The following is a 25,196-nucleotide window of genomic DNA, read 5'->3' as shown; positions in this document are numbered from 1 at the left end:
CGCGGCCGGGAACTAGGCGACGTGCAGGCGGTCGCGGACGTCGCGGACCCGCGGCCACCAGGCGGCGAGGCGTTCGGCGGCGGCGAGCGCGGTGCGGGCGGCGGCGTTGTCGCGGCGGGCCATGTGCGCGCGGGCCAAGGTCGCGAAGTCGTCCGCCTTGGACAGCGGCGAGGTGGCGTGGTCCGCGCCGGACGCGGCCAGCCGCGCCGCCTCGTCCGCGTCGCCCTCCAGCAGCGCCAGCAATCCCTTCGTCCCGTTCAGCCGGTACGCCGGGTAGCCGAGCGAGATGGCGTCCTCCATCGCCTTCCGCGCGATCGGCAGCACCTCGTCGGCGGGCAGCTGGCCGGATTCCGCGGCGCAGCAGCCCAACCCGGCGAGGCCCGCCAGCACGTAGGACAGCTCGCGCGGCGGCAGGTCGGCCGCCGCGATGTGCCCCACCAGCTTCAGCACCGCCTCCGCGTACTCGCCGCGCGCCTCGTGCATGGTGATCTGGCAGTTGATCGTGGTGTCCAGGCCGGGGTGCAGCGCGGCCAGCCGGTTCACCACCACCTGCGCGCGGGCCACGTCCCCGTCCTGCAACGCCTCGTGCGCGCGCGCCGCCAGCGGGCTCGCCAGGAACTCGGTGCGCCGTGGTTCCTCCATCCGCGGCAACCCGAACAGCAGCCAGCCGGTCGAGGTGGCCAGCGGCGCCCGCCGCGGCCACAACTTGTGCAGCATCAGCGGCGTCACCGCGATCAGCAGCCCGCGTCCGAACGATCCCTCCGCCAGCAGCCAGCACGCCAGCACGGCACCGATCCCGGCCACCGCCGACGTCACGCCCGCCAGCCAGCAGCGCAGGATCACCGGGCTGCGCCACGGCCCGATCTCGGAGGCCAGTTCCAGCGGCAGCGCCCGCAACGTGATCGTGGTGCGCCCCACCCGCCAGGTCGCGATGCCGCGCAGCGAACCGATCACGACGTGCCGGATGCGCAGCCCGAACACCGCCGCCCCGGTCAGCAACCCCAGTTGCGTGATCATCGGCAGTGCGACGACCCCGGCGAGCGCGCCCAGCACGCCCCACCCGAACCCGCCGGGACCGCTGCCCGCGACGCCTTCCACGACCCCCACGGCCACCAGGCCGGACAGCGCGGCCACCACCCACGGCCGAAACCACTGACGCAACGTCCCCATGGGCAGAGGACCTTACGGGAACGATCGCCGCCACCACGGCGGTTTCCGGTGCGGAGCCCGTCTCGATCCGCGGCGCGGACGCCGTGCGCGGCACCGGATTCCGGGCGCGGCGCGGAGAACCGGGCCGAACCGGCCACCCGATAGGCTGATCCGCGCGGCCGGTGGACCGAGCTCGGGGACGCGGATCCGCCGCCGCCAACGGACCTTCGAACAGGATGAGGAACTTCTGTGGCACCGGTTTCGGCAGGCGCTCCGCGCGGCACCCGGGTCGGCGGCGCGGTCCTCGCGCTGCTCGCGTGCATCTCGCTGGTGAGCGGGTGCTCGCGGGTGATCAGCGGCACCCCCACCGCGGAAGGCGGGCCCGCCGCCGACGACGTGGCCGGACTGCCCGTGAACGACGGACCCACCGGGCCCCGCGCGGGCGTCGCCGACGCCGACCTGGCGGTGGAGGGCACCGACCGCGGCGAGATCGACGGGCTCGCCCGCAACGCCGTCTCCGACGTCCAGGACTACTGGAAGGCCGAGTTCCCCGACGCCTTCGACGGCAAGGAGTTCGACCCGGTCGGCAAGTTCGTCTCCTACGACTCCACGGCGCTCGGCGGCGCGCTCTGCGGCCAGCAGACCCGCGGGCTGTCCAACGCGTTCTACTGCGGCGAGGAGGACCTCGTCGCCTGGGACCGCGCGGACCTGCTGCCGCGGCTGAGCAACAGCTTCGGGCCGATCGCCGTCGTCACCGTCCTCGCGCACGAGATGGGCCACGCCGTGCAGCAGCGCGCCGGGACCGTCGGGGAGCAGGACTCGACGCTGGTCTCCGAGCAGCAGGCCGACTGCTTCACCGGCTCCTTCTTCCGGCACGTCGCCGAAGGCGGCGCGCAGCACTTCCAGGTCTCCACCGGCGACGGCCTGAACCAGGTCATGGGCGTGCTCAGCTACATCCGCGACACCCCGGGCGAGAGCGACTTCACCGGCGCCGACGCGCACGGCAGCGCCTTCGACCGGGTCACCGCCTTCCAGTACGGCTTCAGCGACGGGCCGAAGCGCTGCGCCGAGATGGACGCCGAGGACGTCAAGCAGCGCACCACCCAGTTCCGGTTCTGGAAGCAGGCGCAGGAGACCGACCTGCCCGTCGACGAGAAGAACCTGGCCGCCGTGCAGGAGAGCCTCCGGCTGGTCTTCAAGGACACCGGGGCGCTGCCGCCGCACCTGGTGACCGAACCGCTCGCCTGCGCGGGGGTGCGCAGCACCAGCCCCGTCGCCTACTGCCCCGGCACCAACACGGTGTCGTTGAGCCTCGACGACCTGCAGCGGATCGCGACCCCGCCCGCGAAGGACGACGCGAACTCCGGCTACGGCGACTTCGCCGCGTACGCCCAGGTCGCGTCCCGCTACGCGCTGTCCGTGCAGGACGCCGCCGGGCTGCCGCTGACCGGGCAGAACGCGGGGCTGCGCACCGCGTGCATGGTCGGCGCCTGGAGCGGATTGCTGGTGGAGGACCCGATCGGGCGGCGCAACCCGGTGGGCGAACTGCGGATGGCGCCCGGGGACATCGACGAGGGGGTGGCCGCGCTGCTCGGCGACGACAGCCTCATCGCCGCCGATGTCGACGGCCGGCAGGTGCCCGCGGGCTTCGCCCGGGTCGAAGCCTTCCGCCTCGGCTTCCAGGACGGTTTCTCCCCCTGCAGCACCCAGTACTCCGCCGGATCCGCCTGAGACGCGACCGCGGGAGCATCGCGGCGGGCGGCGAACGACGGGCGGTGGTTGCGCCGTTCGGCGTGCAACGGCGGCCGGGTCCGCGCGTCCTCCGGACATGGCTGGATGGCGGGAACTCGGGTGGGACGGACTGATCAACGGCCGCGAGCTGGGCGGCGTGCCGGTGCGCGACGGCTACGTGCGCTGGGGCGCCGTCGTCCGCGCCGGGAACCCGGTGCGGTTGAGCGCCGAGGGCTGGGCGGCGCTGTGGGCGCACGGGGTGCGCACCGTCGTCGACCTCACCGACGGCGTCGAGGACGGCCCGGACCGGGCGCCGCGGCCCGCCGGGCTCAGCACGCTGCACCTGCCGCTGGACGATCCCGGGGACGTCGAGTTCCGGGACCGCTGGGGCGGCGCGCTGTCCTGCACCCCGCTGTACTACCCGGCGTTCGTGCGGCGCTACCCGCGGCGGCTGGCCGAGGTGGTCGGCGCGATCGCCACCGCCCGCCCGGGCGGGGTGCTGGTGCACTGCGGTAGCGGGCGGGACCGGACCGGGTTGGTGGTGGTGCTGCTCGGCCTGCTGGGCGCCTCCGCCGAGGTCATCGCCGCCGACCACGCGCTCAGCCACGCCCCGCTGCGCGCGGTCGCCGCCGCCGAGGGCAGACCGGACGACGCCCCGGAGATCCGGCGGCTGCTCGCCGCCCACGGCAGCAGCACCGCCGCCGTGGTCCGCGAGGTCGTCGAGGCGCGCGACCTGGCCGCCGAGGTGCTCGCGGCGGGCCTGACCGGCGGGGAGCTCACCGCGCCGCGGGAGCGCACCCTCGGCCGCGTCCGCCCGGCCCGCCCCATCGACACCCCGTTCCTGCACGGCTGAGCCGGCCCCTCCCGCGCTGCCGGGCCGTGCTGCCGCACCGCGGCGGGAGCCGACCGGCGGGGCGTCCGCCGCGTCACAGCCTGACCGGCGGAAAACCGGTGGCGGCGTTCTCTATCCTGGAACGAAGTATGGGTACGTCACCTGTGAGCTCCCCGCTGGCCGATCTGCGCGGCCGCCTGCCCGAGCTGATGTTCAACGACCAGCGCAGGCTCCGCCGCCGCATCGAAGGCGCCCGCAAGATCCGCGACGCCGCGGCGCTGGACTCGGTCACCGGCGAGATCACCGCCGAGGTCGCGGCCGCCGAACAGCGGGTCGAGCGCCGCCGCGCCGCGGTCCCGCGCATCACCTACCCCGAGCAGCTGCCGGTCAGCGCGCGCCGCGACGACCTGCTGGCGGCGATCCGGGACAACCAGGTGGTGATCGTCGCGGGCGAGACCGGCTCCGGGAAGACGACCCAGCTGCCGAAGATGTGTCTGGAGCTGGGGCGCGGCATCCAGGGCGGCATCGGCCACACCCAGCCGCGCCGGATCGCGGCCCGCACCGTCGCCGAACGCGTCGCCGAGGAGCTCGGCACCGAGCTGGGCGAGGCGATCGGCTACCAGGTGCGGTTCACCGAGCGCGCGGGCGAGTCGACGCTGGTGAAGCTGATGACCGACGGCATCCTGCTCGCCGAGATCCAGCGGGACCGGCTGCTGCGCCGCTACGACACGCTCATCATCGACGAGGCGCACGAGCGCAGCCTCAACATCGACTTCATCCTCGGCTACCTCAAGCAGCTGCTGCCGCGCCGCCCCGACCTCAAGGTGATCATCACCTCGGCGACGATCGACCCGGAGCGGTTCTCCCGGCACTTCGACGACGCCCCCGTCGTGGAGGTCTCCGGCCGCACCTACCCGGTCGAGGTCCGCTACCGGCCGCTGGTGGAGGAACCGGACGACCCGGACCTGCCCGCGCTCGAACGGGACCAGACGCAGGCGATCTGCGAGGCCGTCGACGAGCTCGGCGCCGAAGGCGACGGGGACGTGCTGGTGTTCCTCAGCGGTGAGCGGGAGATCCGCGACACCGCCGACGCGCTGGAGCAGCTGAAGCTGCGGAACACGGAGGTGCTGCCGCTGTACGCGCGGCTCTCCGCCGCCGAGCAGCACCGCGCGTTCCAACCGCACACCGGCAGGCGCGTCGTGCTCGCCACCAACGTCGCCGAGACCTCGCTGACGGTGCCCGGCATCAAGTACGTGATCGACCCGGGCACCGCCCGCATCTCCCGGTACAGCTTCCGCACCAAGGTGCAGCGGCTGCCGATCGAGCCGGTGTCGCAGGCGTCGGCGAACCAGCGCAAGGGCCGTTGCGGCCGCGTGTCCGAGGGCATCTGCATCCGGTTGTACTCCGAGCAGGACTTCGAGTCCCGGCCGGAGTTCACCGACCCGGAGATCCTGCGCACCAACCTCGCCTCGGTGATCCTGCAGATGACCTCGCTGGGCCTCGGCGACGTGGCCGAGTTCCCGTTCCTGGAGCCGCCGGACCGCCGCCAGATCACCGACGGCGTGAACCTGCTGCACGAGCTGGGCGCGCTGGACACCGGCGAGCAGGACGGGAAGCGCACGCTCACCCCCGTCGGCCGCACCCTCGCGCAGCTGCCCGTCGACCCGCGGCTGGCGCGGATGGTGCTGGCCGCGGACCGCAACGGCTGCCTGCACGAGACGCTCGTCATCGCCGCCGCACTGTCCATCCAGGACCCGCGGGAGCGCCCCGCCGAGCACCAGCAGGCGGCGGGGGAGAAGCACGCCCGGTTCACCGACGAGGGCTCGGACTTCCTGGCGTTCCTGAACCTGTGGAACCACTTGCGGGAGCAGCAGCGCGCGCTGTCGTCGAACCAGTTCCGCAAGCAGTGCAAGGCGGACTTCCTCAACCACCTGCGGGTGCGCGAGTGGCAGGACCTGTACTCGCAGCTGCGGCAGATGGTGAAGTCGCTGGACATGACGCTCAACGACAACCCGGCCGCGCCCGAGCTGGTGCACCGCTCGCTGCTGGCCGGGCTGCTGTCGCACATCGGGCTCAAGGACGTCGACGAGAAGAAGCAGAGCGGCAAGCGCCAGCGCGGCGCCACCGAATACCTGGGAGCGCGCAGCGCCAAGTTCGCGATCTTCCCCGGCTCGGCCCTGTTCAAGAAGCCACCGCGGTTCGTGATGTCCGCCGAGCTCGTCGAGACCTCCCGGCTGTGGGCGCGGGTCAACGCCCGCGTCGAACCCGAGTGGGTGGAGCAGCTCGCCGGGCACCTGGTGAAGCGCAGCTACAGCGAACCGCACTGGGAGAAGAAGCGGGCCGCCGTCGTCGCCGCCGAGAAGGTCACGCTGTACGGGGTGCCGCTGGTCGCCGACCGCAAGGTGAACTACGGCCGCGTCGAACCGGAGCTGTGCCGGGAGCTGTTCATCCGGCACGCGCTGGTGGAGGGCGACTGGGACACGAACCACCGGTTCTTCCACGACAACCGCGCGCTGCTGGCCGAGGTGGAGGGCCTGGAGGAACGGGCCCGCCGCCGCGACATCCTCGTCGACGACGAAACGCTGTTCGAGTTCTACGACCAGCGGGTCGGCGCCGAGGTCGTCTCCGGCAGGCACTTCGACAGCTGGTGGAAGAAGACCCGCCGCGAGCAGCCGGACCTGCTCAACTTCGAGAAGTCCATGCTCATCAACCAGGAGTCGGCGCGGGTCACCGACCACGACTACCCGGACGCCTGGCAGCAGGGCGGGCACCGGCTGGAGCTGACCTACCAGTTCGAGCCGGGCGCGGACGCCGACGGCGTCACCGCGCACGTCCCGCTGGCGGTGCTCAACCAGATCGAACCGGCCGGGTTCGACTGGCAGATCCCGGGCCTGCGCGAGGAACTCGTCGTCGCGCTGATCAAATCGCTGCCGAAGTCGTTGCGGCGCAACTTCGTCCCGGTGCCCGACCACGCGAAGGCCGCGCTGTCCCGGATGCCCGCGCTGCAGGGCGACCTGGTCGGGGCGCTCAGCGACCAGCTGCGGCGGATGACCGGGGTGACGGTGCCGCCGGGCGAGTTCGACGTGGACTCGCTGGCCGACCACCTGTCGATGTCGTTCCGCGTCATCGACGGCGACGGGAAGAAGCTCGCCGAGTCGAAGGACCTGGAGGAGCTGAAGCGGCGGCTGCGGCCGAAGCTGCGCGCCGAGATCTCCGCGGCCGCGGGCACCGTGGAACGCGCCGGGCTGGACTCGTGGAACTTCGGGGAACTGCCCCGCACCTTCGAGCAGGATCGCGGCGGGAACGCGGTGAAGGCCTACCCGTCGCTGGTGGACGAGGGCGATTCCGTCGCGGTCCGCATGTTCGACACCGAGGCCGAGCAGCGCCGCGCGCTGTGGGACGGCACCCGCCGGTTGCTGCTGCTGAACCTGCCGTCGCCGGTGAAGTCGTTGCAGCGCGGCATGAACGCCCGCACCCGCGTGGTGCTGGGCACCGCCCCGCACGGCGATCTGGGGCTGCTGCTGCAGGACTGCGCGAGCTGCGCGGTGGACAAGCTCGTCGCCGACGCGGGCGGCCCGGTGTGGAGCCAGGACGGGTTCGCGGCGCTGCAGGCGAAGGTGCGCGCCGGGCTCGGCCCGGTCACCGCCGACGCCGCCGCCAAGGTGGAGAAGGTCCTCGACGCGGCGCAGCGGGCCCGCTCGGCGCTCGCCGACCGGGCGCCGACCATGCCGGCCGATTCGCGCGCCGACGTCGAGGAGCAGCTCTCCGGCCTGCTGCACCCGGGGTTCGTCACCGAGGCCGGGTGGGCGCGGTTGCCGGACCTGGAGCGCTACCTGCGGGCCGTGGAGCAGCGGCTGGAGAAGGTCCAGCACCACCCGCAGCGGGACCGGCAGTGGATGGCGCAGGTCGACGAGGTGCGGGACCGCTACCTGGACGCGCTGGACGCGGTGCCGGACGGGCACGCGCCCGCGCCGGAACTCCTCGACGTCGGCTGGATGATCGAGGAGTTCCGCGTCTCCCTGTTCGCGCAGTCGATCGGCACCCCGAAGGCGGTGTCGGCCAAGCGGATCCACCGGGCCCTGGACAAGGCGCTGCGCTGATCAGGTGGCGGGGGAGACGGTGAGCCCGAGCGCCCCCGGCCCGGCGTGGGCGCCGATGATGGCGCTGGTCTCGGCGACGACGACGCGGCGGGCCTGCGGGAGCTGCGAGCGCAGCTGCTCGGCGATCTCGTGGGCGCGTTCGCCGTACTGGAAGTGCTCGATGCCGATGTCCACCGGCCCGTCGCCGGCGCGGGCGACGGCTTCGCGCACGGCCTTCTTCAGCGCCCGCTCCGGTCCGCGGCCCTTGACCATCGGTTCCAGGATGCCTTCGCGCAGCACCAGCACCGGTTTGATGGACAGCGCCTGCCCGAAGAAGGCCTGGGCGCGGCCCACGCGGCCGCTGCGGCGCAGGTATTCCAGGGTGTCCACGTAGATCATCTGGGTGGTGCTGCGCAGCCTGCGGTCCAGCACGCCGAGCACGCCCTGGGTGCTGCCGCCCGCGGCGGCGGCCTCGGCGGCGGCGATCACCGGGAACCCCATGCCGAGCCCGCACAGCCGCGAGTCGACCACGAACACCGGCAGGCTGATCTCCTCCGCGGCGGTGCGCGCGGACTGGCAGGTCTGGGAGAGGCCTTCGGAGATGTGCACGGAGACGATCGCCTCGGCCCCGGAGGAGGCGGCGTCGTTGTAGTTCCAGAAGAACGCTGGTGGCGGCGGCGGTCCCGTTTCGACGTGGGTGCCGTCGCGCATCGCCTGCGCGAGTTCCGAGTGCGGGATGCGGCGTTCGTCGTTCTCCTGGTCGCCGATCGTGAGTTCCAGCTGGATCACGCAGATGTTCAGCTGATCGGCGACGTCGGGCGGGATCGAGGCGGTGGAGTCCGTCACGATGGCGACGTGGTGCTTCATGGCGTGCAGGCTAGTCACTTGTGAAAGTTTTCAGATCTTGGCCGGGGGAAGTTCCGGGGCGGACTTCCGCGGGACTGGTGGAAAGTCCTGGCGACGACGTGAGTACCGTCACGGGAAACCTCGGTTGTGCAGGGGCTACCGGCAAGTAACATCCGGGGTGGGCGGCGTCACTGTGCCACCACCAGTGCGCCGTGGCAAGGTCGAACTTCCCGGTAGCGGTGTCATCGCACCGAACGGAAGCCCCGCGCAACCGCGCGAAACGCAAGCGAAGCCGACGTGAAGTCCGCAGGAGGTCGAAGAGGACCCATGAACATCGTCGTCCTGGTGAAGCAGGTGCCCGACACGTGGTCCGAGCGCAAGCTCAAAGACTCCGACCACACGCTCGACCGCGAGTCGGCGGACGCCGTGCTGGATGAGATCAACGAACGTGCGGTGGAAGAGGCGCTGCTGATCAAGGAGGCGCAGGGCGGTGAGGTGACCGTCGTGGCGATGGGTCCGGACCGCGCCACCGACGCGATCCGCAAGGCGCTGTCGATGGGCGCGGACAAGGCGGTGCACCTCTCCGACGAGGCGCTGGCCGGTTCCGACGCGGTCTCCACCGCCAAGGCCCTCGCCAAGGTCGTCGGCACCGTCGACTCCGTGGACCTGGTGATCGCGGGCAACGAGGCCACCGACGGCCGCGTGGGCGCGGTCCCGGCGATGCTGGCCGAGCTGCTGGGCCTGCCGCAGCTGACCTACGCGCGCAAGGTCACCACCGACGGCTCGACCATCAGCATCGAGCGCGAGACCGACGCGGGCATCATCAGCCTGGAGGCGAACCTGCCCGCGGTCGTGTCGGTCACCGAGAAGATCAACGAGCCGCGGTACCCGTCCTTCAAGGGCATCATGGCCGCCAAGAAGAAGCCGGTCTCCGTGCTGACCCTGGCCGACGCCGGCATCGACGCGTCCGAGGTCGGACTGGCCGGTGCCGGGTCGAAGGTCGTGGAGTCCGCGCCGAAGCCGCCGAAGCAGGCCGGCCAGCGCGTCAACGACGAGGGCGACGGCGGCACCAAGATCGTCGAGTTCTTGGCCGCCGAGAAGCTGGTCTGAGTCCTAGGTTCGCGAGGAGATGAAAGACATGTCTGAGGTTCTGGTCCTCGTCGACCACTCCGGCGGTGAGGTCAAGAAGGTCACCCTGGAGCTGCTGACCGCCGCCCGCCGCCTCGGCGCACCGTCCGCGGTCGTCGTCGGCGAGCCCGGTGAAGCGGGCAAGCTGGCCGATGTGCTGGCGTCCTACGGCGCCGAGAAGGTGTACGCGGCCGAGTCCGCCGACACCGCGTCCTACCTGGTCACCCCGGCCGTCGACGTGCTCGCGTCGCTGGTCGGCTCGGCCTCCCCGGCCGCGGTGCTGGTACCGGGCTCGATCGACGGCAAGGAGATCGCGGGCCGGCTGGCCGTGCGGCTCGGTTCGGGTCTGCTCTCGGAGGTCGTCGACATCGACGGCGACGGGATCGGCTCGCACTCGCTGTTCGGCGGCACCTACAACGCCAAGGCCCAGGTCACCACCGGCACGCCGGTCGTGACCGTGCTGCCCGGCAGCGTCGAGGCCGAGCAGGCCGCCGGCGCCGGTGCCCAGGAAGCGGTCGAGGTGCCCGCGGTCGACGCCGCGAAGAACGCCAAGATCACCGGCGTGCAGCCCGCCGAGGCCGGGGACCGCCCCGAGCTCACCGAGGCGTCCGTGGTCGTCTCCGGGGGCCGCGGCGTCGGTTCGGCCGAGTCGTTCGACGTCGTCGAGAAGCTCGCCGACTCGCTCGGCGCCGCCGGCGGCGCCTCCCGCGCCGCGGTCGACTCCGGCTACTACCCGCACCAGTTCCAGGTCGGGCAGACCGGCAAGACCGTCTCGCCGCAGCTCTACATCGCCCTCGGGATCTCCGGCGCCATCCAGCACCGCGCCGGGATGCAGACCTCGAAGACGATCGTGGCGGTCAACAAGGACGCCGAGGCGCCGATCTTCGAGATCGCCGACTACGGCGTCGTGGGCGACCTGTTCAAGGTCGCCCCGCAGCTGACCGACGAGGTCGGCAAGCGCAAGGGCTGAGCCCTCCGCTGAGCCGAGAACGGGCCGCACCCCGCACCGGGGCGCGGCCCGTTCTCGTCGTACGGACGGGCTCCTCGGCGGCGGCCACCGCCGGAGCCCGGCCGCGGGTCAGCGGTGCTCGTCGCGGCCCTGGCAGGCGAGCTTGTCGGCGCGCTCGTTCTCCGGGTGGCCGTTGTGGCCCTTCACCCAGTTCCACGTCACCTCGCCGTGCCGCTGCACCTCGGCGTCCAGGCGCTGCCACAGGTCCGCGTTCTTCACCGGCTTCTTCGCCGAGGTCAACCAGCCGTTGCGCTTCCAGCCGCGCATCCACTCCGAGATGCCCTTGAGCACGTAGGTGCTGTCGCTGAACACCCGCACCTGCGGCATCGGGCGGGTCAGCGCGGCCAGCCCCTCGATGACCGCGGTGAGCTCCATCTTGTTGTTCGTGGTGGCGGGCTCCCCGCCGTGCAGCTCGCGCTCGTGGTCGCCGTAGCGCAGCACCACGCCCCACCCGCCGGGGCCGGGGTTGCCGCTGCAGGCGCCGTCGGTGAACAGTTCCACGAGGTTCCGGTCGGGCTCAGGCATCCCGCAAACCTACTTCCCGGGCCGCGGCGACCCGCGAGGCGGACCGCATCGATCGAGTACCGCGCATTCACCGAAAGTTCCTGCTGCGTGCCCTCGTCCGATCTACTGCGCTTCCTGCGCGCGGCGATACACCTTCAGGCATGTCCGAGTCGCAGCTGCTTGCCAGCACCGCGCCCGCAGGATCGCCCGCCACCGACGGCGCCCACTACTCGCTGCTCGTCGCCAGGGACACCGAGGAGGTGCGGGCCGCCCAACGCCTGCGCTACCAGGTGTTCGCCGAGGAGATGGGCGCCACCGTGCACGCCGACCTGCCCGGCGTGGAGACCGATCCGTTCGACGACTTCTGCGATCACCTGATCGTCCGCGGCGACCGCTCCGGGGCGGTCGTCGGGACCTACCGGATGCTCCCGCCGGAACGCGCGCACGCCGCCGGGAAGCTGTACTCCGAGGGCGAGTTCGACCTGGGCTCGCTCACCTCGCTGCGCCCGGCCCTGGTCGAGACCGGCCGGTCCTGCGTGCACCGCGACCACCGCTCCGGCGCGGTGGTGAGCCTGGTGTGGGCGGGGATCGCCCGCTACATGCTGCTGTCCGGCCACACCTGGCTCGCCGGGTGCGCCTCGGTGCCGCTGGACGACGGCGGGCCGCTGGCGGCGAAGGTGTGGGACACCGTGTCCGCGAAGCACGCCTCGCCGCCCGAGCTGCAGGTGCGGCCCTACCTGCCGTGGGACCCGGACGGGGTGCCGCGCACCCACCGCGGGCCGCTGCCGCCGCTGCTGAAGGGCTACCTGCGGCTCGGGGCCTGGGTGTGCGGGCCGCCCGCGCACGACCCGGAGTTCGGGGTCGCGGACTTCTTCGTGCTGCTCAACTTCACCGAGATCGACCAGCGGTACCTGCGGTTCTTCCTGGGCGCGTCGGCATGACGCACCCGTGGTTCCCGGACTCCCCGTGCGGTCCCGGATGCCTGCCCGGGCCGGGGAGCCCGCGGGCCGGCACCCACCTGGTGGTGCTGCGGTTGTCCCGCGCGGTGGCGCTGCTGCTGCTGGGCGTGGCGCTGGCGGTGGTGTTCGCGCTGCTGCGCGGCTCGCTGCGCACCGCGCTGGTGCGGGCCTGGTTCCGGGCGCTGCTGCGCGCGTTCGGGGTGCGGTTCGTGGTGCGCGGCGAGCTCGGGAGCTCCGGCTGCCTGGTGGTCACCGACCACGTGTCCTGGCTGGACGTGGTGGCGCTGATGGCGGTGCGGCCGATGCGGTTGCTGGCGAAGATCGAACTGCGGGCCTGGCCGGTGGTGGGACCGCTGGCCACCCGCGTCGGCACCCTCTACATCGACCGGGAGCGGCTTTCGGCGCTGCCCGCCGCGATCGGCGCGCTCGCCGACGCGCTGCGCGGTGGTGCCGTCGTCGGCGCCTTCCCGGAGGGCACCACCTGGTGCGGCCGGGCCTCCGGGCGCTACCGGCCCGCGGTGTTCCAGGCGGCGCTGGACGCGGGGGTGCCGGTGCGGCCGGTGGCCCTGCGGTTCCGCACCGGGGCCGGGGAGCCCACCACGGTCGCCGCGTTCGTCGGGGCGGCGACCCTGCTGGACTCGGTGCTCGCGGTGGCGCGGGCGCGGGACCTGGTGGTGGAGTTCGAGGTGCTGCCGGAGCTGGCGACCGGCCCCCGGGCCGAGCTGGCCCGCCGCGCACGGCACGCCGTCGCCCGAGCCACCTCCGCAGCGGAACGGCACCCCGCCCACCGGCACCGCTGCGCCCCGCACCCGCTCCCGTCGGCGGCCTGATCACCGCTGGACGAACGCGGCAGCGGGCCGGTGTCGGGGACGTCCGCTCCTCGTCAGCGGCGCGGCCGCTGAACGGCGACCCGGCACCGTCCTGGCGGAAGGGCCCCGGGGGGAACCGCTAGCGGTGGCCCCACGCCTGCACGAACGCGGGGGAGAGATCCCAGAAACCCGGGTCCCGCAGCAGGCGGTGGAACTCCGCCAGCTCGTCCGCCGACACCCGGCCGTCGGTGAGCAGCCGCTCCGCCGACATCGCCACGCCGCGCCGCCAGAACTCGGCGAGGTCCGTGCCGCCGCGCAGGTGCCAGGTGGCCGAGCGCGCCCCGACGTCCCGGTAGCCGAGCTCCAGCAGCGATCCGGGCTGGCGCCGGGACCAGCCGCTGTCGGTGCCCACGACCTCCCGCAGCAGGTCGCTCCACCGCCGCAGCACCCCGCTGTAGACCGGGTTCGGCGAACCGCCCAGCGGGAACCAGCCGAACGACTCGACCAGCACGACGCCCCCGGGCCGCAACCAGTCCCGCATCCGGCGCAGCACCTCGTCGCGCTCGCGGAGGTGGGACAGCACCAGCCGGGCGTGGATCACGTCGAACGACTCCGGCGGGAACACCTCGCGGACCACGTCGTGGCGCAGCACGGTCAGGTTCGGGCGCGGGTCGCGCTCCAGCAGGGAGGTCTGCACGTCGGTCGCGACCACCTCGCCGTCGGGGACCTGCTCGCACCACCACCGGGCGACCGAGCCGGAGCCGGCGCCGACCTCCAGGCAGCGGGCGTCCGGCCGGGTGCCGAGCTCGGCGAGCAGGCGGGTGGTCTCCGGGTCGAAGATCCGGCACAGCAGGCCGAGCCGCACCTCCTCGTCGGCGTCCAGGGTGAACAGGGTGTCGCCGTACTTCTCCATCGTCCTCTTCCGCCGTCGTGGGGGGCCCGGTTCGCCGAGGTTCGCTCATTCCCGGCCGGTGTAGGCGGCGAGGGTGCGGTCGGCGGCGGCGCGCGCCTCCGGTTCCGGGGTGCCCGCGGCCACGCTCGCCGCGTACCAGGCTTCGGAGCCGGCGCGCAGGAACCGCAGGCCTTCCTCGGACGCCAGCCACTCCGGGCCCTCCTCCGGGGTGATCCCGCCCTCCGGCGCCAGGTGCGAGGCGAGGCCGAGCAGCATCGAGTCCCAGCCGAGCCCGACCGCACCCGGCCCGTACTGCGCCCAGCGCTGCTCGGACACGTGCGCCAGGTGCTCCAGCTCCAGGTCGGTGCCGCCGTCGGCGGGGCGCAGCCGCACCTCGATCCAGCTCACCTCGCCGCCGAACTCCCAGGTCGCGGCGAAGGAGCGCGGCGGATCGCAGCGCCGCACGGTGCCGCCCGCGTGCCCCTCCAGCTGGTAGTGGCCGCCGAGGCGCAGCTCCCCGCTGATCGGCAGGAACCACCGCGGGATCCGCTCGGCGCTCGTCACGGCGTCCCAGACCTCGTCGAGCGGCGCGTCCAGCCGTTCGGCGAGCACCGCGACCCGCGCGGGACCGGTCTCCAGTTCGCGGGTGCCGACGGTGCGCCGCACCGCGGCCAACTGCTGCTGGGCGTCGACCATGACCTGCTCCTCCGTGGTGGCGGCTCGCTCCGGGGCCAGCGTAGGAGCGACCGCCGGCGTCCGGCCCGGCGCAGGTCTCGCACCGCCGAACGGTGGACTCGACTGGACCTCGACCGGGGTGCGGGTTGCAGGCTCACCGGGTGACGATCGACGACGAAGCCACCGGCACGCCCGAACCCGCCCGTCCTTCGACCAGCGCGCTGTGGAGCCCGCAGCGGCGGAACTTCACCGCCGGACTGGTCCTCGTCATCACCCTCGCCGCGTTCGAGGCGATGGGCATCGGGACCGCGCTGCCGACGATCGTGCGCGAATGGGGCGCCGAGCAGTGGTACTCGTGGCCGTTCACGATCTTCATGGCGGCCAGCGCCATCGGCACGGTCGTCGCGGGCCGGATCTGCGACCGGCGCGGTCCCGCGGTCCCGCTGCTGGTGGCGATGCCGACGTTCGCGGCGGGCCTGGTGCTCGCCGGGTTCGCGCCGGGGATGCCGGTGCTGCTGGTGGCCCGCGCGCTGCAGGGGCTCGGTGCCGGGGCGCAGATCGTCGCGCTGTACGTGCTGATCGCCCGCGTCTACCCGGAGCGGGACCGGCCTGCCGCGTTCGGCGCGCTGTCCGCGGCCTGGGTGGTGCCCGCGCTGCTCGGGCCGGTGGTGGCGGGGGCGCTGACCGAGCACGTGGGCTGGCGCTGGGTGTTCCTCGGGTTGGCGCCGCTGATGGTGCTCGGGGCGCTGCTGCTGGTGCCGACGGTGCGGCGGATCGGTTCCGAGGGCGAACCGGACGCCGCGCCCGTTCCGGGGCTGCCGCTGGCGGCGGTAGGCGCCGCCGCCGGGACCGTGGGGCTGAACTGGGCGGCGCAGGACCTGTCCGGTTCGGCCGGGGGAGTGCGGTTGCCGGTGCTGGTCGCGGGACTGGTCGGGTTGCTGGTGCTGGTGCCGTCGCTGCGGGTGCTGCTGCCCAGCGGTACCGGGACCGGGCGGCCCGGCATCCCGGTGATGGTGCTCGCGCGCGGCCTGCTCGCCGGGGTGTTCTTCACCGCGCAGGCGTTCGTGCCGCTGACCCTGTCCGTGGTGCACGGGTTCTCGCCGACCGCGGCGGGCGTCCCGCTGACCGTCGGCTCGCTCGGCTGGAGCGTCGGGGCGCTGTGGCAGAGCCGCCGGGCCGGTGCGCGCCGGGAGCACCTGGTGGGGTCCGGGCTGGTGCTGGTGGCGATCGCGGTGGCCGGGCTGGTGCTGATCGCCCCGGCCGGCGGCTCGGCGTGGCCGGTGTTCGTGCTGTGGTCGCTCGGCGGGGTGGGGATGGGGCTCGGCGTGGCCAGCACCTCGGTGCGGGTGCTGGCGCTGTCGGCGCCGGAGCAGCGCGGGTTCCACTCCTCGGCGCTGCAGATCTCCGACATGCTCGGGCAGGCCCTGCTGGTGGCGCTCGGCGGCGTCCTGGTGGCCGCGCTGGCCGCGCCGGGGGCGGCCACCGCGGGGGTGGTGCCGCTGGACCTGGGGCTGGCGGTGATCGCCGTGCTCGGTGCCGTCCGCGTGTTCCGCAGCGGCCGGGCGTGACCGAGCACCTGGCACGGCGAGTCGGGTGATGAGCCTGCATTACCCTGGTGGGGCGATGACTTACCTCGACCACGCGGCCACCACGCCCATGCGGGCGGAAGCGGTCACGGCGATGAGCGGGGCGTTGGCCCGGTTGGGCAACGCCTCGTCCCTGCACACCTCGGGCCGCCGGGCCCGCCGCGCCGTGGAGGAGTCCCGCGAGACCATCGCCACCGCCCTCGGCGCCCGGCCCTCCGAAGTGCTGTTCACCGGCGGCGGCACCGAGAGCGACAACCTCGCGGTGAAGGGCATCTTCTGGGCCCGCCGCGGCGCGGACCCGGCGCGCGACCGGGTGCTGGCCTCCGCGGTGGAGCACCACGCGGTGCTCGACACCGTGGAGTGGCTCGCCGAGCACGAAGGCGCCGACGTCACCTGGCTGCCCGTCGACGAGCACGGCCGGGTGCGCCCCGAGGCGTTCGAGGAGGCGCTGCGCGCCGATCCCGACCGCGTCGCGCTGGCCACCGTGATGTGGGCCAACAACGAGGTCGGCACCGTCAACCCGATCCCGGAGCTCGCCGCGATCGCCGACCGCTACGGGGTGCCGCTGCACACCGACGCGGTGCAGGCCGTGGACACCGTGCCGGTCGACTTCGCCGCCTCCGGCGCCGCCGCGCTCACCATGACCGGGCACAAGGTCGGCGGCCCCTACGGAGCGGGCGTGCTGCTGCTGGCGCGCGACGTGCCGTGCACCCCGCTGCAGCACGGCGGCGGCCAGGAGCGGGAGGTGCGCTCCGGAACGCTCGACGTGCCCGGGGTGATCGGCCTGGCCACCGCGACCCGCGAAGCCGTCGAGCAGCGCGCCGCGCACGTGCCCGCGGTCGCCGCGCTGCGCGACGAACTCCTCGCCGGGGTGCGCGCGGCGGTGCCGGACGTGGTGCTCAACGGCGACCCGGACCTGTCGGTGACCGGACCGGCGCCGGCGCGGCTGCCCGGCAACGCGCACCTGACCTTCCCCGGCTGCGAGGGCGACAGCCTGCTGATGCTGCTGGACGCGCACGGCATCGAGTGCTCCACCGGTTCCGCCTGCACCGCGGGCGTCGCCGAACCGAGCCACGTGCTGCTGGCGATGGGGGCCGAACCGCGGGCGGCGCGCGGCTCGCTGCGGTTCTCCCTGGGACACGACTCCACCGGCGCCGACGTGCGGGCGCTGACCGAGGCCATCGGGCCGGTGGTGGAACGGGCGCGCAACGCCGGGCTGACCGGGTTGCGCCGTGCGGCGGCGCGGACGACCGCCACGACGGAGGTGTGAGGCAGTGCGAGTACTGGCTGCGATGAGCGGCGGGGTGGACTCCGCGGTCGCCGCCGCCCGCGCGGTGGAGGCCGGCCACGACGTGACCGGCGTGCACCTGGCGCTGTCGGCGAAACCGGGGACGCTGCGCACCGGCGCCCGCGGCTGCTGCACCATCGAGGACTCCCGCGACGCGCGGCGCGCCGCCGACATCCTCGGCATCCCGTTCTACGTGTGGGACTTCGCCGAGCGGTTCACCGAGGAGGTCATCGAGACCTTCGTCGGCGAGTACGCCGCCGGCCGCACCCCGAACCCGTGCCTCACCTGCAACGAGAAGATCAAGTTCGAGGCGTTGCTGGAGAAGGCGATGGCGCTCGGCTTCGACGCCGTGTGCACCGGCCACTACGCGCGGCTCGTCGTGCAGGACGGCGTGCCGGAGCTGCGCCGCAGCCGCGACGAGGGCAAGGACCAGTCCTACGTGCTGGCCTCGCTGACCGCGGAGCAGCTGCGGCACTCGATGTTCCCGCTGGGCGACTCGCTGAAGTCCGAGGTGCGGGCCGAGGCGGAGCGCCGCGACCTGGCCGTCGCGCAGAAGCCGGACAGCCACGACATCTGCTTCATCCCCGACGGCGACACCCGCTCCTTCCTGGAGTCGAAGCTCGGGCAGACCCCGGGTGAGCTGGTGGACGCCGAGACCGGCGCGGTCCTCGGCAAGCACACCGGCGTGCACGGGTTCACCGTCGGGCAGCGCAAGGGCCTCGGCATCGACGCCCCCGCGCCGGACGGCAAACCGCGCTACGTCCTGTCGCTGGAACCGGTGTCGGGCACCGTGAAGGTCGGCTCGGCCGACCACCTCGGGGTGACCGGGATCGACGCGAAGCGGCCGATCTGGCCGTCCGAGCGGGAACTGGACGGGTCCACCGAGTGCGTGGTGCAGGTGCGCGCGCACGGCGGCACGGCGGGGGCCGTCGCCGAGGTCGCGGACGGCGGCCTGCGCGTCGAGCTCACCGAACCGCTGCGCGGCGTGGCCCCTGGCCAGGCGATCGTGCTGTACCGCCCGGAACCCGAGGGCGATCTGGTCCTCGGCAGCGGCCTCATCTCGGCGACCCGCTGAGGATCCTCCGGCCCGCTCGGCTGAACGGCCCACCCGCCCGATCTCGGGCCGGTGGGCCGTTCAGCCGAGCAGCGGCCGCCGCGCCGGATCCCCTCGGGCCGCCGTGCAGCCGGTGCGTCAGCGGGTCTTGAGGATCGCTTCGAGCTCGTCCAGGGCCGCGACGGCCTGGGAGTAGCCGAAGACGTACAGGTTGTGGAACGGGATCCCGCGCCGCTCGCGAACGGCGGGCAGGTTCTGGAACGCGCCCTGCCCGAGCAGCGCCTCCATCGCCGGTTCCGCCGAACCGTCCGGGTTCACCTGGTACAGCAGCACATCGGTGTCGTTGAGCACGCCCAGCTGCTCGTAGGAGTGCTCGACGGCGCTGCCGGTCTTGCCTTCCGCGGCGGAGCCGAACCGGGCGCCCGCCTCGGCGAGCACGACGCCGCTCCACGAGTCCGGCAGGCACAGGTTCCAGCTGCCGGAGCTGAACGAGGCCACCAGGTTGAACCGGGTGCGGCCCAGCGCGTCCGCGTAGGTCTCGCGGATCTTCTTCGCCCGCGCGAGGTAGTCGTCGCGCAGCCGGTTCATCGGCTCCGGCCGGTTCACGATGTTCGCGGCCTGCAACGCCATCTCCTGCCACTCGCCGGACACCCGGGAGGTGAGGATGACGGTCGGCGCGATGCCGGACAGCTGCTCGTAGGTGCTGCCGCCGGTGAGGGTGAACGCGCTGTTGCCGATGATCAGGTCGGGGTGCATGGAGATCACCCGTTCCATCTCCGGCTGGTAGCCGCCGACGCGGGGCAGCTGCTCGTAGGCCGCCTTGTGCTGCTGCGGCATCCAGTCGTCGAGGCCGTCGACGGTGGCCGCGGGCCGGATGCCGACGTCCAGCAGCGCGATGGTGGCGTACTGGTCGAGGCACACGACGCGCTGCGGGTCGGCCGGGATGGTCACCGGGCCCAGGTGCGAGTCGACGCTGCGGGTCGCCCCTTCGGGTTCGGCGGCGCCGCCTCCTCCCGCGCAGCCCGCGGCGCCCAGCACGGCGAGCACCCCCGCGGCTTGCAGCAACCCGCGGCGCGAGAGCGCGGACGTCCCGGACGACAGGGGCATGGAGTACTCCTTCGCAGAACCGGCGCGCCCGAGCGGGTGACACCGAAGGACGGTAAGCATGGTTAGCCTAACCTAGCGTGCGCATCCCGCCTGCCGGTCCGCCCGTGGGCGCCGCCGATAATGGGGGCGTGAGTGACGCAGCGTGGAACCCCGGGATCGCCACCGCCATCGGCTCGATGCCGGGAACGGATCCGCTGGAAGCCGCCCGCGTCGTGCTGGGCGAGCTGCCGGACCTGATGCCGTTCCCGGAGCTGCCCGCGCGCGGAGTGGGTGCCGACATCCTCGGCCGCACCGCCGGGCTGCTCGTCGACCTCGCCGTCGAGGTCGTGCCCTCCGGCTACCGCGTCGCGGGCCGCCCCGGCCGGGACCACCGCCGCGCCCTGGACCTGCTGCGGTGGGACCTGGACGCCGTCGAGCAGGCCGTCGCCGAAGCCGGTGCGCCGCGCGCGGTCAAGGTGCAGGCCGCCGGACCGTGGACGCTCGCGGCCGGCATCGAGCTGGAGCGCGGGCACCGGGTGCTCACCGACCCGGGCGCGCTGCGGGACTTCGCCGAATCCCTCGGCGAAGGGCTCCGCGCACACGCCGCGCAAGTCTCCGCCCGCACCGGCGCGCCCGTCGTGGTGCAGCTCGACGAACCATCGCTGCCCGCCGTGCTCGCCGGGAACCTGCCCACCCCGTCCGGCTACGGCCAGGTGCCCGCGGTGCCCGGGCCGGAGGCGCAGCGACTGCTCGCGGACCTGATCGACGGTCTCGCCGCCGCCACCGGGCAGCCGGTGATCGTGCACTGCTGCGCGTCCCGGCCGCCGGTGCGGCTGCTGCGCGGCGCGGGCGCCGGGACGATCTCGCTGGACGCCACTCGGCTCGGCTCGGTCACCGGGGCGTTCGCCGACGAGCTCGGCGAAGCGTGGGAGGAGGGCACCCGGCTGCTGCTCGGCCTGGTCCCCGCCGTCGACCCGGAACACCGCCCGGATCCGCGGGAACTCGCCCGGCCCGGGCTGGAACTGGCCGCCCGCCTCGGTTTCGCGCCGAAGGCGCTGCTGGAACGCGCCGCGGTGTGCCCGTCCTGCGGGCTGGCCGGGGCCTCCCCGGAGTGGGCGCGGCGGGCGCCCGCGGTGGCGCGACAGGTCAACGAGGTGTTCGCGGAAGCGGCGGAACGCTAGCGGTGGCGCGAGGTTCGCCCCGATGAGCAAGATCGTTAGTGCCGTTCACATCACCTGGATGTCCCAGCGATGGTAAGAAACCAGACGTGTCGAACACCGGGGAAGTCGAGCGGTTCGGATGGGTGCACCGCAGCACCGTCCAGGACGCCGCGTGCTTGACCTTCGTGCGCGGCACCGGCCTCGACGCGATCGCGGGGCGGTTCGGCGCCATCACCGAACACCGGCGCCCCCTCGACTTCGACGAGTACTGCGAAGAGGCCTTCGCCCACCAGGACCGCTATCCGGTGATCGGGCTGCGCAGCGCCGGGGAGTGGACGCTGGTCGCCGAGGACGGCGGTTTCCAGGGCAGCAGGCCGGAGGTGCTGCGCCAGGTCAGCCGCGGCACCGAAGTCGTCTCGGCGTTCTGGAACGTCAACGCGCTCACCCAGTTCAGCCACGCCGTCGACGGCGAGGTGCGCACGTCCTTCGAAGCGCTGATGCCCGCGTTCCGCCAGGGGACCCGGCCCGACGGGCTCGAAGAGGTCCGCGCCGGACTCCCGTGGGCGGGCAGCGGACCGGGGGAGCGCGGGGCGGACACCATCGAGCTGATGCTGGCGCTGGCCGCCCGCATCACCGGTGAACCGCTGACCCCGGAGTGGTTCGACGGGGACTTCGCCACCTACCCGGTCGCGGCCTGGCCGCTGGACCTGCCCAGCTCCCCGGAGGCGTTGCTCGACGAGGTGGGGCTGGGCCAGATCGGCATCCGGCCCGCCGCCGAGGACTTCGAGGCCGAACCCACCGAACTGCTCGACCTGGTGCGCAGCGCGGGTCCCGCCCGGTGCCGGCGGGCCGCGGTGAACGTGGCGCGGCACGTGCTGGACCTGACCGCGGGCCACGACCAGCTGGTGGTGGCCGCGACGCTGCGCGGGCTGGAGGACGGGGCCGAACCGGACGGCACCGCCATCGGCGAAGTGGTGCGGCTGCGCCGGTGGGAGCTGCACCGAGCACCGGTGACGAGCGTGGACCGCGCGCGGGTGCGGGCGCTGGAAGTGCTGCGGCAGGCCACGAACCGCGATCCGCTGACCGCGCTGCTCGGTGCGCTGGCCGAGGCGGGCAGGCTGCGGATCGAACGCCGCGACCTCACCGACCTGGTGACCGCGGCCCTGACCTGATCGGCCGCGGGACGGGATCTTCCGGAACGGCCGCGGGAATCGGGGCCGGGGCGGCACAATGGCCGCATGCTGAGGTTCTTCCGCCGCCGCACCGCCCAGGACGCGCCCGACGAGGTCGACGACGTGGCCGCCGACGCGCGGGCGAAGGCGGCGGAGTTCTGGCGCCGCTGGGACGAACTGCTGCCGCGAGTGGCCGCGGCCCTCGGCGAAGGTGCCCCGCAGCAGCTGGACGCGGAGCTGGCGGCGGCCGTCACGGCGTTGCACCCGGACCTGGCGTTCTCCCTGGAGCAGGGTGGGCGCACCCCTTACGCGCTCGTCGTCAGCGGCCAGGCCGATCCGCGGGTGCGGCCTTACACCGACGCGTGGCTGGCCGACGCTCCCACCGGCGATTCGCTGTTCGAGTACCACGACGCGGTGCCGCCGGTGCCGGATCCGACGCAGGTCGTGGTGAACCTGGCGGGTGAGCGCTGGCCGCTGGCCGACGTGCGGGTGTTCGCCCAGGTCGACGAGGCCGAGGGCGTGGTGGACGTGGCCGTGTACCACCCGGGTTTCGCCGCGATGGAGCCCGCGGCCCGCTCGGCGCTGACCTTCCTGCCGCTGGACGCCGCGCTCGGCGAGCGGCTCGCCGCGGACCGCCTCGGCCGGGTGGAGACCGCCGAGCGGGAACCACAGGGCGCGATCGGGCTGCTGGAGTTCCGCGAACTGGTCCGCGGCGTGGGCGCCGCGGCCCGGCCGGACGACGCGGGGTGATTCCGAGCCCCACCCGGACCGGTGGCGGAGCCGCCGCCCGGTAGCCCGCGGTGACCGCACCGGCCGGGTCGCGGCCCGGGCGCGCCGCGGGGCCGGGTGATCCGCGCGAGCTGTCGGGGTGGCTCGTTAGGCTCAGTGCGTGACCAGCAAGGACCGCGCCGGCACGGCCTCCGGCGAGAAGACCGCTCCCACCAGTCCGGACGCGACCGGCCCCGAGCAGGGCGGAACCGCCGCGCGGCCGGACGCCGAGCTGCCCGCCGACCCGGCCGTCGCGCAGGCGGAGGGCGTGGAGGACGTGCCCGCCGAGGTGCGGGAGCGCTACGCGGCGCTCGCCGACGAGGTCCGCGGTCACCAGTTCCGCTACTACGTGCTCGACTCGCCCACGATCGCCGACTCCGAGTTCGACGAGCTGTTCGTGGAACTGCAGCGGCTGGAGGACGAGCACCCCGCGCTGCGCGCCCCCGACTCGCCGACGCAGACCGTCGGCGGCACCTTCTCCACCGAGTTCACCGCGGTGGACCACCTGGAGCGGATGCTCAGCCTGGACAACGCCTTCGACACCGAGGAGTTCCGCGCCTGGGTGGACCGGGTGGAGCGCGAGGTCGGCACCGACGTGCACTACCTGTGCGAGCTGAAGATCGACGGGCTGGCGATCAACCTGCTGTACCGGGACGGGAAGCTGGCGCGCGCGCTCACCCGCGGCGACGGCCGCACCGGCGAGGACGTGACGCTCAACGTGCGCACCATGGGCGACGTGCCCACCGAGCTGCACGGCATCGACGAGTACCCGGTGCCCGCGCTGGTGGAGGTCCGCGGCGAGGTGTTCTTCCGCGTCGAGGAGTTCGCCGAGCTCAACGCCGCCCTGGTCGACGCGGGCGGATCCCCGTTCGCGAACCCGCGCAACGCGGCCGCCGGTTCGCTGCGGCAGAAGGACCCGCGCGTCACGCGGCGCCGCCCGCTGCGGTTGATCTGCCACGGCCTTGGCAAGCGGAAGGGCTTCGAACCGAGCAGGCAGTCCGAGTCCTACGCGGCGCTGAAGGCCTGGGGCCTGCCGGTGTCCCGGCACACCCGGGTTCTGTCCACAGTGGACGAGATCGTGGCGCACATCCGGTACTGGGGCGAGAACCGGGACACCGCCGAGCACGAGATCGACGGCGTCGTCGTCAAGGTCGACGAGGTCTCGCTGCAACGCCGCCTCGGCACCACCTCCCGCGCCCCGCGCTGGTCCATCGCCTACAAGTACCCGCCGGAGCAGGCGACGACCACGCTGCGCGACATCAAGGTCAACGTCGGCCGCACCGGCCGCGTCACCCCCTACGCCGAGATGGAACCCGTCAAGGTCGCCGGATCCACCGTCTCCATGGCCACCCTGCACAACTCCGACGAGGTGCGGCGCAAGGGCGTGCTCATCGGCGACCGCGTCGTCATCCGCAAGGCGGGCGACGTGATCCCCGAAGTGCTGGGGCCCGTCGTCGACGTCCGCGACGGCCGCGAACGCGAATTCGTGATGCCCACCGAATGCCCCGAGTGCGGCGCCACCCTGCACCGGCAGAAGGCGGGCGACGTCGACATCCGCTGCCCCAACTCCCGGTCCTGCCCGGCGCAGCTGCGGGAACGGCTGTTCCACCTGGCCGGGCGCGGTGCCTTCGACATCGAAGCCATGGGCTACGAATCCGCGGTGGCGCTGCTGTCCTCCGGCGTGCTCGTCGACGAAGGCGACGTGTTCGACCTCGGCGAGGACGAGCTGCTGCGCACCGAGCTGTTCCGCACCAAGGAGGGCAACCTCTCCGCCAACGGTGCCAAGCTGCTCAAGAACCTCGCCGCCGCCAAGGAGAAGCCGCTGTGGCGGGTGCTCGTGGCGCTCTCCATCCGGCACGTCGGCCCCACCGCGGCACAAGCGCTCGCCCGCGAATTCGGCTCCCTGGAGCGCATCGAGGACGCCGCCGAGGAGGAGATCGCCGCCGTCGACGGCGTCGGCCCCACCATCGCCACCGCCGTCCGCGAATGGTTCGAGGTGGACTGGCACCGCGAAGTGGTGCGCAAGTGGCGCGCCGCCGGGGTGCGGATGGCCGACGAGCGGGACGAGTCGGTGCCGCGCACCCTCACCGGCCTGTCCATCGTCGTCACCGGCTCGCTGGAGACCTACTCCCGGGACGAGGCCAAGGAGTTCATCATGGCCCGCGGCGGCCGCGCCGCCGGCTCGGTGTCGAAGAAGACCGCGTTCGTGGTCGTCGGCGACTCGCCCGGCTCCAAGTACGACAAGGCCGTGCAGCTGAAGGTGCCGGTGCTGGATGAGGACGGGTTCCGGGTGCTCCTGGAACAAGGCCCAGAAGCAGCAGCCTCCGCGGCGCTTGAGGTTGAGTGATCGGATCGCCCTGCGATAGGGGCGGGTGGCGGAACCTCAGCGCTTTCCTCGCTGCGGGATCGATTTCCCAAGTGGCTCCGCCACGAGGGAAATCGCTGTCCTCGCGAGGAAAGCGCTGAGAA

20 protein-coding genes are annotated in these 25,196 nt (G+C 73.4%); 14 read left to right on the top strand and 6 right to left on the bottom strand.

Annotated features, from left to right (window positions below; translation table 11 throughout):
* Window positions 1-12 precede the first annotated feature (12 nt).
* Window positions 13-1,170: a hypothetical protein gene (locus LCD33_RS03215; protein ID WP_224977498.1), complete on the bottom strand. Its 1,158-nt coding sequence runs from the start codon at window positions 1,168-1,170 to the stop codon at window positions 13-15.
* Between the two features lie 228 nt (window positions 1,171-1,398).
* Here LCD33_RS03215 and LCD33_RS03210 point away from each other — a divergent pair, with 228 nt between their 5' ends.
* The 3 genes from LCD33_RS03210 (at window position 1,399) to hrpA (ending at window position 7,812) form a co-directional block, all read left to right on the top strand.
* The gene (locus tag LCD33_RS03210) at window positions 1,399-2,880 is read left to right on the top strand and encodes a neutral zinc metallopeptidase (RefSeq protein WP_224966747.1); all 1,482 of its coding nucleotides are present in this window, start codon (window positions 1,399-1,401) and stop codon (window positions 2,878-2,880) included.
* A gap of 97 nt (window positions 2,881-2,977) precedes the next feature.
* Window positions 2,978-3,733, top strand: coding sequence for a tyrosine-protein phosphatase (locus tag LCD33_RS03205; RefSeq protein ID WP_224977497.1), 756 nt, complete (start codon window positions 2,978-2,980; stop codon window positions 3,731-3,733).
* 128 nt (window positions 3,734-3,861) lie between these two features.
* On the top strand, window positions 3,862-7,812 hold the full coding sequence (gene hrpA / locus LCD33_RS03200) for an ATP-dependent RNA helicase HrpA (protein WP_224977496.1): 3,951 nt from the start codon (window positions 3,862-3,864) through the stop codon (window positions 7,810-7,812).
* On the opposite strand, the gene LCD33_RS03195 is transcribed toward hrpA, so the two are convergent.
* On the bottom strand, window positions 7,813-8,658 hold the full coding sequence (locus LCD33_RS03195; RefSeq protein WP_224956444.1) for a DegV family protein: 846 nt from the start codon (window positions 8,656-8,658) through the stop codon (window positions 7,813-7,815).
* Window positions 8,659-8,964: 306 nt separating this feature from the next.
* On the opposite strand from LCD33_RS03195, the gene LCD33_RS03190 reads away from it, so the two are divergent.
* A complete protein-coding gene (locus tag LCD33_RS03190; RefSeq protein ID WP_224956445.1) occupies window positions 8,965-9,747 on the top strand; it encodes an electron transfer flavoprotein subunit beta/FixA family protein in 783 nt (260 codons plus the stop codon).
* 28 nt (window positions 9,748-9,775) lie between these two features.
* On the top strand, window positions 9,776-10,735 hold the full coding sequence (locus LCD33_RS03185) for an electron transfer flavoprotein subunit alpha/FixB family protein (protein WP_224956446.1): 960 nt from the start codon (window positions 9,776-9,778) through the stop codon (window positions 10,733-10,735).
* Window positions 10,736-10,843: 108 nt separating this feature from the next.
* Here LCD33_RS03185 and rnhA read toward each other — a convergent pair whose 3' ends face one another.
* Entirely contained in the window at window positions 10,844-11,299 is a 456-nt protein-coding gene (gene rnhA / locus LCD33_RS03180) for a ribonuclease HI (protein ID WP_224956447.1), read from the bottom strand.
* Between the two features lie 140 nt (window positions 11,300-11,439).
* On the opposite strand from rnhA, the gene LCD33_RS03175 reads away from it, so the two are divergent.
* Both LCD33_RS03175 and LCD33_RS03170 read left to right on the top strand, forming a co-directional pair.
* Window positions 11,440-12,219 (top strand): GNAT family N-acetyltransferase, encoded by a 780-nt coding sequence (locus LCD33_RS03175; protein ID WP_224977495.1) that lies wholly within the window; start codon window positions 11,440-11,442, stop codon window positions 12,217-12,219.
* Window positions 12,216-13,067 carry a 1-acyl-sn-glycerol-3-phosphate acyltransferase gene (locus LCD33_RS03170; protein ID WP_224977494.1) on the top strand — a complete coding sequence of 284 codons (852 nt, stop codon included), beginning with the start codon at window positions 12,216-12,218 and terminating at the stop codon, window positions 13,065-13,067. The genes LCD33_RS03175 and LCD33_RS03170 overlap by 4 nt, the downstream gene beginning before the upstream one ends.
* 118 nt (window positions 13,068-13,185) lie before the next feature.
* Here LCD33_RS03170 and LCD33_RS03165 read toward each other — a convergent pair whose 3' ends face one another.
* Window positions 13,186-13,959, bottom strand: a complete 774-nt coding sequence (locus tag LCD33_RS03165) for a class I SAM-dependent methyltransferase (protein ID WP_224966752.1) — start codon at window positions 13,957-13,959, stop codon at window positions 13,186-13,188.
* A 45-nt stretch (window positions 13,960-14,004) separates the two neighbouring features.
* Complete coding sequence (locus LCD33_RS03160) at window positions 14,005-14,634, bottom strand: SRPBCC family protein (RefSeq protein WP_224966753.1); 630 nt, start codon at window positions 14,632-14,634, stop codon at window positions 14,005-14,007.
* A 140-nt stretch (window positions 14,635-14,774) separates the two neighbouring features.
* On the opposite strand from LCD33_RS03160, the gene LCD33_RS03155 reads away from it, so the two are divergent.
* The 3 genes from LCD33_RS03155 to mnmA are packed head-to-tail and all read left to right on the top strand — an operon-like array spanning window position 14,775 to window position 18,562.
* Window positions 14,775-16,181 (top strand): MFS transporter, encoded by a 1,407-nt coding sequence (locus tag LCD33_RS03155; RefSeq protein WP_224966754.1) that lies wholly within the window; start codon window positions 14,775-14,777, stop codon window positions 16,179-16,181.
* A 55-nt stretch (window positions 16,182-16,236) separates the two neighbouring features.
* The gene (locus LCD33_RS03150) at window positions 16,237-17,469 is read left to right on the top strand and encodes a cysteine desulfurase family protein (RefSeq protein ID WP_224956452.1); all 1,233 of its coding nucleotides are present in this window, start codon (window positions 16,237-16,239) and stop codon (window positions 17,467-17,469) included.
* A 4-nt stretch (window positions 17,470-17,473) separates the two neighbouring features.
* Window positions 17,474-18,562 carry a tRNA 2-thiouridine(34) synthase MnmA gene (gene mnmA / locus LCD33_RS03145; RefSeq protein ID WP_224956453.1) on the top strand — a complete coding sequence of 363 codons (1,089 nt, stop codon included), beginning with the start codon at window positions 17,474-17,476 and terminating at the stop codon, window positions 18,560-18,562.
* Between the two features lie 117 nt (window positions 18,563-18,679).
* Here mnmA and LCD33_RS03140 read toward each other — a convergent pair whose 3' ends face one another.
* The gene (locus tag LCD33_RS03140) at window positions 18,680-19,648 is read right to left on the bottom strand and encodes an ABC transporter substrate-binding protein (RefSeq protein WP_224956454.1); all 969 of its coding nucleotides are present in this window, start codon (window positions 19,646-19,648) and stop codon (window positions 18,680-18,682) included.
* 128 nt (window positions 19,649-19,776) lie between these two features.
* Here LCD33_RS03140 and LCD33_RS03135 point away from each other — a divergent pair, with 128 nt between their 5' ends.
* The 4 genes from LCD33_RS03135 to ligA all read left to right on the top strand — a co-directional run bounded on the left by LCD33_RS03135 (window position 19,777) and on the right by ligA (window position 25,074).
* Window positions 19,777-20,808: a methionine synthase gene (locus LCD33_RS03135; protein WP_224977493.1), complete on the top strand. Its 1,032-nt coding sequence runs from the start codon at window positions 19,777-19,779 to the stop codon at window positions 20,806-20,808.
* Window positions 20,809-20,894: 86 nt separating this feature from the next.
* Window positions 20,895-21,959, top strand: coding sequence for a DUF6461 domain-containing protein (locus LCD33_RS03130; protein WP_224956457.1), 1,065 nt, complete (start codon window positions 20,895-20,897; stop codon window positions 21,957-21,959).
* Between the two features lie 66 nt (window positions 21,960-22,025).
* On the top strand, window positions 22,026-22,709 hold the full coding sequence (locus LCD33_RS03125; RefSeq protein ID WP_224977492.1) for a hypothetical protein: 684 nt from the start codon (window positions 22,026-22,028) through the stop codon (window positions 22,707-22,709).
* Window positions 22,710-22,959: 250 nt separating this feature from the next.
* Window positions 22,960-25,074 carry an NAD-dependent DNA ligase LigA gene (ligA, locus tag LCD33_RS03120; RefSeq protein ID WP_224956479.1) on the top strand — a complete coding sequence of 705 codons (2,115 nt, stop codon included), beginning with the start codon at window positions 22,960-22,962 and terminating at the stop codon, window positions 25,072-25,074.
* Window positions 25,075-25,196 lie beyond the last annotated feature (122 nt).

Source organism: Saccharopolyspora sp. 7B, from assembly GCF_020177435.1.
Lineage (GTDB): Bacteria > Actinomycetota > Actinomycetes > Mycobacteriales > Pseudonocardiaceae > Saccharopolyspora_C > Saccharopolyspora_C gregorii.
Note: the sequence above shows the minus strand (reverse complement) of the source record. Positions and strands in the feature narration are given on the sequence as shown.